This window comes from Salmonella sp. SAL04214 (assembly GCF_046550615.1).
Lineage (GTDB): Bacteria > Pseudomonadota > Gammaproteobacteria > Enterobacterales > Enterobacteriaceae > Salmonella > Salmonella enterica.
Genome location: NZ_JBGDXT010000005.1, coordinates 330,386 through 337,995, shown reverse-complemented (window position 1 = coordinate 337,995; position 7,610 = coordinate 330,386). Strand labels below are relative to the sequence as shown.

The window sequence follows — 7,610 nt, the reverse complement described above, 5'->3', positions numbered from 1 at the left end:
AAACGGCTCTACAACACCAGCCGGATGGTGATGACCGAGGCGGCGATTGACGGCGGGCTGACCCGAGACCTGTACGCCGCGCTCGGGGAGGAGCTGGACAACGGCGCGTGGGCCGTGCGCCTGTACTACAAACCGTTTGTCCGCTGGATATGGGCCGGGGGGCTGCTGATGGCGCTGGGCGGACTGCTGTGCCTGGCGGACCCGCGCTACCGCCGCCGTAAACCATTGCCGGAGGCCGGATGAAACGCAACGTACTGTTATTACCGCTGCTGATTTTTCTGCTGATTGCCGCGGCGCTGCTGTGGCAGCTGGCGCGCAACGCTGAGGGCGATGACCCGACGAATCTCGAATCGGCGCTGACCGGAAAGCCGGTGCCGGCGTTCCGCCTGGAATCGCTGGAGACACCGGGTCAGTACTATGAGGCGGAGGTGCTGACGCAGGGGAAACCGGTGCTGCTTAACGTCTGGGCCACCTGGTGCCCGACCTGCCGCGCCGAGCATCAGTACCTGAACCAGCTTTCTGCGCAGGGTATCCGGGTGGTGGGGCTGAACTATAAGGACGACCGGGCGAAGGCGGTGGCCTGGTTAAAGGAACTGGGCAACCCGTATGCGCTGAGTTTATCGGACAGCGACGGGATGCTGGGGCTGGACCTGGGCGTGTACGGCGCGCCGGAAACCTTCCTCATCGACGGCAGGGGGATTATCCGTTACCGCCATGCGGGCGATTTGAATGCCCGGGTATGGGAAAGTGAACTGAAACCGCTGTGGGACAGATACAGCCGGGAGGCGGCGCAATGAGACTGTTACCGGGCATGGTGATGCTGATGCTGGCGCTGGTTATCGCCGGGTCAGCGCGGGCAACCACCGACGTGATGCCGTTTAAAGATGAAGCGCAGGAGCAGCAGTTCCGCCAGCTCACGGAGCAGCTGCGCTGCCCGAAATGCCAGAACAACAGCATTGCGGACTCGAACGCGATGATAGCCACCGACATGCGCCGCAGGGTGTATGACCTGATGCAGGAGGGGAAGAGCCGCCAGGAAATCATCGATTACATGGTGGCGCGCTACGGCAACTTCGTCACCTACGACCCGCCGCTGACCCCGCTGACGGTGCTGCTGTGGGTGCTGCCGCTGGCTGCCATCGTGGCGGGCGGGTGGATAATCGTCGCCCGCACGCGCCGGCGGGTGCGCCTGCGCCGGGAGCCGCTGCCGGCGGACACCCCGGTTTGCGGCGCGCGCGCCGGGTGGGGCGTTTACGTGCCGGGGGCCGTCATTGCGCTGGCGGTCGGTGCCGGCAGCTACGCCCTGACCGGCAGCTATCCGCAGGTGAGGGCCTGGCAGCAGGCAACGGCGCAGACGCCGGGACTGCTGGCGCGGGCGCTGGACCCGACGGCGCAGCCGCTGAATGAGGAGGAGATGGCGCGGCTGGCGCTGGGGCTGCGCACCCGCCTGCAGAATGATGCCGGCAATGTTGAGGGCTGGCTCATGCTGGGGCGCACCGGTATGGTACTGGGTAATGCCGGTACCGCCACCGGGGCCTATGCGAATGCTTACCGTCTGGACCCGAAAAACCGCGATGCGGCGCTGGGCTACGCGGAGGCGCTGACGCGCTCGTCCGACCCGGAGGATAACCGCCGCGGCGGGGAGCTGCTGCGCCGGCTGGTGAGCCGTGACCACACGGATATCCGGGTGTTAAGCCTGTATGCGTTTAACGCCTTTGAGCAGCAGCGTTTCGGCGAGGCGGTGGCGGCCTGGGAGATGATGCTGAAGCTGCTGCCGGCGGGTGACGCCCGGCGGGCGGTGATAGAGCGCAGTATCCGGCTGGCGCAGGAGAAATAAGACCCTGACGGCCCGGTGGCGTGGCGCCACCGGGCCTGGCTTGTTACTGCATTCCGCGTGTTTGTAAAAATAGAATGGTCGCCGCGACGCGCGAGCGCACGTTTAGTTTGCGAAGTAGATTACGAATGTGCACCTTAACCGTCTGCTCAGAAATATTCAGTACTGACGCAATCTGTTTGTTAGAAAGCCCCTGCGCCAGCTCATGCAAGACATCTAACTCTCGTTCGGTCAGGATACTAAAGGGATCTTCCTGCGCGCCAAACCGTTCGCGCTCACGCAGATATTCATTGACCCGATCGCTAAAGACTTTACCGCCGTTAGCGCCTTTGCGAATGGCCTCCAGCAGCACTTCCGGATCGCTATCTTTGAGCAGATAACCGTCGGCGCCGGCGTCGATCAGCGCGTAGATGTCGCTGGCGGAATCCGAGACGGTAAGAATAATAATTTGCGCCGTCACACCATCCCGGCGTAGCGCGTTCAGGGTATCTAACCCGCTCAGACCTTTCATATTCAGATCCAGCAGGATCAGATCGGGCTCAATGCGATTCGCCAGATCGATCGCACTCGCCCCGTCACCCGCTTCGGCAACGACATAAAAAGCCGGGTCCAGTTCCAGTAATTGACGAATACCTCGCCGCATAAGTGGATGGTCGTCCACAATAAGCACCTGAAAAGGTGTTACTTCAGGCATGCTATATCTCCTGAGTTTTATTAGAATGATTATTGTTTTCAGCGCGGAAATCGTCCAGATTTGCCACATTGTCAAGCGCGTAAATTTTACCCTAATTAGTGCATGGGTAAGTAGTAAAACCTGTGACAGGCTAGTAATTAGCTGAACGATAGAAAGGATAAAACAACCCGTTGTGAGAGAAAACAGAATACTCCCTGAAGTTGAATACTGGTCTGGACGCTTTTTTCGGACAATGTGACATAACAGAAGTGTGGCATATGTAGCTGCGCCCTTGCCCCCGTAAGTCCAGACTATCTTTACTGGCAGGAAATTCCTTATTAAAAGTCATAGCGTCTAAAGCTTTTCATTATTAACAAATTATTTTAATTGAATTTATTTATGGTTTTATTAATGTTAATGAAATACATCTGAGCAGAACGAATAAACCGCGACATCTGTTAAATTAAATATTAAGTCAATAGCAGAGGTATTTTTATGCGATAAAGAGATTCTGACGATATTCTTATCATAAATGAAAATGTGGTCAGGAATGAGAGTCATTCACTTATAACTTATCCTGGATGTGCCTGAACAACTCTCGCGGCGTTTTGAGCACCCGTTGGGGCGACTCAAGGGGAGAGCGTAGTGTGGATGCTATATCAGCCGTTTCTGTGAGCGTAAGCGTGGCGTAGAAAATTTTAAATATGTTAGCCAGTTAAAAATAACTATTGACATTGAAATAGTGGTGGAGTGTATATGAAGAGAATATTTATATATATATTATTACTTTGTACATTCGCATGTTCTGCTAATGATAATGTTTTTTTTGGCAAGGGCAACAAGCATCAGATCTCTTTTGCTGCGGGAGAAAGTATAAGAAGAGGAGGGGTTGAGCACTTATATACGGCTTTTCTGACATACAGTGAACCCAGCGATTTTTTCTTTTTACAGGCAAGAAATAATCTGGAGTTAGGAGGATTTAAGGCTAAGGGTAGCGATGATTGCAGTAAACATTCTGGCAGCGTTCCCTGCAATAAATATAACCAGGGCGTATTGGGTATCTCGAAGGATGTGGCGCTGGTTCATTTCGCTGGTATCTATACCGGTATTGGTCTGGGGGCTTATATAAAATCTAAGTCGCGAGATGATATGCGTGTTAATTCTGCATTTACCTTTGGAGAAAAAGCGTTTCTTGGCTGGAACTTTGGGGCCTTTTCTACAGAAGCTTATATCCGGCATTTCTCGAATGGATCACTCACGGATAAAAATTCAGGGCATAATTTTGTAGGTGCTTCAATTAGTTATAATTTCTGAAGTTGAATAACAATTAGCGAGTTGCTGGCTGAAGGAGTAATTCATCACCGTACGTTGTCTACAAAAACGTGTTGTGACTAGCCGATCATTATCGGCCCTATGGCGACAGGGAGGCTAATTGTTAGTGACAAAGAAGTGGTAGGCCGTTTACCTTACCAGAACGTTTTATTATTGCTGCGACAGATTGCTTACTCATTTACCTGCCACTACAAACATTTCTTCCAGCATAGGGTGTAGATGCGCTTTTTCTGTTTTAGTACAAACATGGTTTACGTTATTTGCCTGCATTGACTTTACGTTGACCACTGCACAAGAAAGGTGTCCGATCAGTTCATGTAAAATAACGTCTCTGGCATCAGCTAACTTTTTAATTGTAGGCATAAAAAAACCAGCCCTGAGAGGCTGGTTTTTAAGGGGAATTTTGGTCGGCACGAGAGGATTTGAACCTCCGACCCCCGACACCCCATGACGGTGCGCTACCAGGCTGCGCTACGTGCCGACTTGTGGGTGCTAATACTACCTCTTTCCAACGCGAATGCAAGGGGAAACGGTGCTAACTGATTTATAATTAATCAGTTAGCGATAAAACGTTTCTCTTCTGTTAGCACTTGCAGCAGCAGACTGAGCTGCGGCTTCTGATCTTTGATCTTCTCGCCGTGTAAGTCATAGGTCTGATAATGACCGTTATTATTGAGCACCAGGGTCATTTGCGGCGTCGTGATTGCCAGCGTACTGCCGTCTGCCGCCGTTACCCAGTTATGACGACGTGGAACGGTAAAGATGTCCTGGCCCTGTGAATATTCGTTCGCTGGCGTGCTGACATGTAACAGGCGTTGCATCAACGTGGTCATCACATCGGTATGATCGGTAAGCACATTAATACGCTGCGCAGGCGTCCCCGGCCAGTGGATCACCAGCGGTACTTGCAGATGACCTTGCGACCAGTCGAAGCGATTTTCTTCCGGCGTCAACGGTATTCCGCGTCCTGCGGTAATGATCACGACGGTATTGTCGAATTTACCGGCCTCTCGCAGCGCGTTCAGAACCCGATTGATTTGCGCATCCACGTCGCTGGCGGCGCTAGCGTAACGCTTAACAAAATTCTTCTGATTACTGTCATCAATGTTAGTACCGTTAAACGATACCCATGAGAACCAGCGGTTATCTTCCTGTGCGTAGCGTCCAAGCCAGTCTATCCACTGGCTGGCCGTTTGCGCATCAGACTGCGTCTGCGCTGTCGGCATCGAGAAATCGGACAGTAATGCCTGACGGTAAAGCGGGCTGGCGAAGCCATCCGAAGAAAACAGTCCCAGTTGGTAGCCTTGCTGATTCAACGCGGTAATGAGCGCCGCAGGGGTTCTGGTGGATAACACGCCATCCATATAGCCTGGCGATATGCCATAGAACAGGCCGAAAATACCGTTATCAGTGGTATTCCCTGAACTCATATGACGGGTGAAGTCGATGTTTTGCTCGGCAAATGTAGCCAGCTCCGGCATCTGCTTCTCAAAGCGAGAATAGTTAAGGCCGTCTACGGTAATGAGCAGCACATTCTGACCGGTGCCCATATCGCGATAGTGCAAATTGCTGAGCGGGTACTGTACGGAGACCGCTTCCGGATTGCCTTGCTCTACCAGACGGCGCTGATATTCCTGCGCATCCAGCAGACCGTGTTTTTCAAGAAAACGTCGCGCCGTCATCGGATAAGAGAGCGGCAGGTTTGCCCGCTGCATGGTAATCGGCCGGTAAAAATTAGCGTCTGCCCAGATGTAGATAAGATGCGATGCGATAAAGGAGACGAAAAAGAATGCCGCAAGCGGCCTTGCGAAATGGCGACGGCGCGTGAGACTGCGCAGCTTTTGCCAACTCCATGTCGCAAATAGCATCTCAATCAATAAGATAACCGGCACGCTAATAAACATAAGCTGCCAGTCGCGCGCCATTTCGTTCTGGTCAGGGTTGATGACCAGCTCCCAGACAATGGGATTAAGATGCAGGTGAAAACGGGTAAAGACTTCGCTGTCGATAAGCAACAACGTCATACCCGCGGTCGCCAGAATGGCTGATAAAAACCGCATCAGCCGCTGGGACATCACGATAAACGTGAGCGGAAAAAGAATAAGCAAATAGGTGGCGAACACCAGAAAGCTAAAGTGCCCGACAATGCTCAGGTAGGAGTATATGCGACCCGCAAGCGTTGTCGGCCAGTCGGCGACAAACAGGTAACGGCTGCCGAGCAACGTAGCCAACAGTATATTGAACAGAGCGAACCAGTGCCCCCAGCTAACCATCTGGGAGACTTTTTCACGGTAGCGCTGACGATGAGTTACCATACCTGTCGCTTGTTTCTCCGGAGTCGGCTTTTTAGTGCGCGTTGTCTTCGCTAATCGAAGACTGCAAGGCGCGGGCAAAAGAGTTCGCAATCGCCTGGCGTTGAGCCGGCGCAACGCTGGTGTTGATAAGGTTGGTGACCATATTTCCCAGCACCATCAGGGAAAGATCGGTCGGCGCCTTATGTTTTTCCAGTACACTGAGCAGTTCGCTCAGCAGTTGTTCAACATGTTCATCACTATAGCGGGAGAGTTGTGGCATAAATCAAAATCTGTTTGTTCATGAAAGGGCAACATATTACCGTAGCAACAGTTTTTTTTCTGCATTTTTATCCCCTAAATCATTCGCGTTACGGATAACGCCTGAAATGACAGGGCGATTGCTTGCGTCTTCCGGCAGGCGGTGGTTGAATACCGCCCGGTCTTAAAGGAGAGTTTATCATGAGTCTGGATATCAACCAGATTGCCCTGCACCAGCTTATCAAGCGCGATGAGCAAAATCTTGAGCTGGTCTTGCGCGATTCATTGCTGGAGCCGACAACCACCGTTGTCGAGATGGTGGCTGAACTGCATCGGGTCTATAGCGCCAAGAATAAGGCGTATGGCCTGTTTAATGAAGAGAGTGAACTGGCGCAAGCGCTGCGGTTGCAACGTCAGGGGGAAGAAGATTTTCTTGCCTTTAGCCGGGCGGCGACCGGACGCCTGCGTGACGAACTGGCGAAATATCCCTTTGCGGACGGCGGCATTGTATTGTTCTGCCATTATCGTTACCTGGCGGTGGAGTATCTGCTGGTTACGGTACTGAACAACCTGAGCAGTATGCGGGTCAATGAAAATCTGGACATTAACCCGACGCATTATCTTGATATCAACCATGCGGATATCGTGGCGCGTATCGATCTTACCGAGTGGGAAACTAATCCGCAATCGACCCGCTATCTGACGTTCCTGAAAGGTCGGGTAGGGCGCAAGGTCGCTGACTTCTTTATGGATTTCCTCGGCGCCAGCGAAGGGTTGAACGCCAAAGCGCAGAATCGCGGCCTGTTGCAGGCAGTGGATGATTTCACCGCAGAAGCGCAGTTGGATAAAGCAGAACGTCAGAACGTGCGCCAGCAGGTGTACAGCTACTGCAACGAGCAATTACAAGCCGGGGAAGAGATTGAGCTGGAGTCCCTATCTAAAGAGCTTTCCGGCGTCAGTGAAGTCAGCTTCAGCGAATTTACCGCCGAAAAAGGCTATGAGCTGGAAGAGAGCTTTCCGGCGGATCGCAGTACGCTGCGCCAGCTAACCAAATATGCCGGCAGCGGCGGCGGGTTAACGATTAACTTTGATGCGATGCTGCTGGGCGAGCGGATTTTCTGGGACCCGGCGACCGATACCCTGACTATCAAAGGGACGCCGCCGAATCTGCGCGACCAGTTGCAGCGACGCACGTCGGGCGGGAAATAAAGGCATACGA

The 7,610-nt window shown here is 52.9% G+C and carries 9 protein-coding genes, 1 tRNA gene and 1 pseudogene; 5 read left to right on the top strand and 6 right to left on the bottom strand.

What is annotated here, in order from left to right; translation table 11 throughout:
• The 3 genes from ACLJQD_RS11780 to ACLJQD_RS11770 form a co-directional block, all read left to right on the top strand.
• A partial coding sequence (locus ACLJQD_RS11780) for a cytochrome c-type biogenesis CcmF C-terminal domain-containing protein (protein ID WP_272897646.1) occupies positions 1-243 on the top strand: 243 nt, incomplete at its 5' end.
• Positions 240-797 (top strand): thiol:disulfide interchange protein DsbE, encoded by a 558-nt coding sequence (dsbE, locus tag ACLJQD_RS11775; protein ID WP_000828285.1) that lies wholly within the window; start codon positions 240-242, stop codon positions 795-797. The genes ACLJQD_RS11780 and dsbE, both read left to right, overlap by 4 nt.
• The gene (locus tag ACLJQD_RS11770; protein ID WP_043856274.1) at positions 794-1,837 is read left to right on the top strand and encodes a cytochrome c-type biogenesis protein CcmH; all 1,044 of its coding nucleotides are present in this window, start codon (positions 794-796) and stop codon (positions 1,835-1,837) included. Before dsbE ends, ACLJQD_RS11770 begins: the two co-directional genes overlap by 4 nt.
• A gap of 43 nt (positions 1,838-1,880) precedes the next feature.
• Here ACLJQD_RS11770 and narP read toward each other — a convergent pair whose 3' ends face one another.
• Positions 1,881-2,528: a nitrate/nitrite response regulator protein NarP gene (narP, locus tag ACLJQD_RS11765; RefSeq protein WP_001115500.1), complete on the bottom strand. Its 648-nt coding sequence runs from the start codon at positions 2,526-2,528 to the stop codon at positions 1,881-1,883.
• Positions 2,529-3,257: 729 nt separating this feature from the next.
• Between narP and pagL the strand changes: the two genes are divergently transcribed.
• Positions 3,258-3,821, top strand: coding sequence for a lipid A 3-O-deacylase PagL (pagL, locus tag ACLJQD_RS11760; RefSeq protein ID WP_077907253.1), 564 nt, complete (start codon positions 3,258-3,260; stop codon positions 3,819-3,821).
• Positions 3,822-4,013: 192 nt separating this feature from the next.
• On the opposite strand, the gene ACLJQD_RS11755 is transcribed toward pagL, so the two are convergent.
• The 5 genes and pseudogenes from ACLJQD_RS11755 to ACLJQD_RS11735 form a co-directional block, all read right to left on the bottom strand.
• The gene (locus tag ACLJQD_RS11755) at positions 4,014-4,202 is read right to left on the bottom strand and encodes a virulence protein (RefSeq protein WP_023242741.1); all 189 of its coding nucleotides are present in this window, start codon (positions 4,200-4,202) and stop codon (positions 4,014-4,016) included.
• A pseudogene (locus tag ACLJQD_RS11750) lies at positions 4,196-4,288 on the bottom strand (hypothetical protein); the annotation flags it as partial. The pseudogene ACLJQD_RS11750 and the gene ACLJQD_RS11755, both read right to left, overlap by 7 nt.
• Positions 4,244-4,320 (bottom strand) — tRNA-Pro (locus ACLJQD_RS11745). The gene ACLJQD_RS11745 and the pseudogene ACLJQD_RS11750, both read right to left, overlap by 45 nt.
• Positions 4,321-4,393: 73 nt before the next feature.
• On the bottom strand, positions 4,394-6,154 hold the full coding sequence (yejM, locus tag ACLJQD_RS11740) for an LPS biosynthesis-modulating metalloenzyme YejM (protein ID WP_000256155.1): 1,761 nt from the start codon (positions 6,152-6,154) through the stop codon (positions 4,394-4,396).
• Positions 6,155-6,185: 31 nt separating this feature from the next.
• Positions 6,186-6,413 (bottom strand): YejL family protein, encoded by a 228-nt coding sequence (locus ACLJQD_RS11735; protein WP_001135904.1) that lies wholly within the window; start codon positions 6,411-6,413, stop codon positions 6,186-6,188.
• A gap of 179 nt (positions 6,414-6,592) precedes the next feature.
• On the opposite strand from ACLJQD_RS11735, the gene yejK reads away from it, so the two are divergent.
• The gene (gene yejK / locus ACLJQD_RS11730) at positions 6,593-7,600 is read left to right on the top strand and encodes a nucleoid-associated protein YejK (RefSeq protein WP_000050806.1); all 1,008 of its coding nucleotides are present in this window, start codon (positions 6,593-6,595) and stop codon (positions 7,598-7,600) included.
• Positions 7,601-7,610 lie beyond the last annotated feature (10 nt).

Excerpts from the sequence above, each read along its gene's own strand:
- ACLJQD_RS11755 (WP_023242741.1), bottom strand. The coding sequence starts at position 4,202 with ATGCCTACAATTAAAAAGTTAGCTGATGCCAGAGACGTTATTTTACAT.
- dsbE (WP_000828285.1), top strand. The coding sequence starts at position 240 with ATGAAACGCAACGTACTGTTATTACCGCTGCTGATTTTTCTGCTGATT.
- ACLJQD_RS11770 (WP_043856274.1), top strand. The coding sequence starts at position 794 with ATGAGACTGTTACCGGGCATGGTGATGCTGATGCTGGCGCTGGTTATC.
- yejM (WP_000256155.1), bottom strand. The coding sequence starts at position 6,154 with ATGGTAACTCATCGTCAGCGCTACCGTGAAAAAGTCTCCCAGATGGTT.
- yejK (WP_000050806.1), top strand. The coding sequence starts at position 6,593 with ATGAGTCTGGATATCAACCAGATTGCCCTGCACCAGCTTATCAAGCGC.
- narP (WP_001115500.1), bottom strand. The coding sequence starts at position 2,528 with ATGCCTGAAGTAACACCTTTTCAGGTGCTTATTGTGGACGACCATCCA.
- ACLJQD_RS11735 (WP_001135904.1), bottom strand. The coding sequence starts at position 6,413 with ATGCCACAACTCTCCCGCTATAGTGATGAACATGTTGAACAACTGCTG.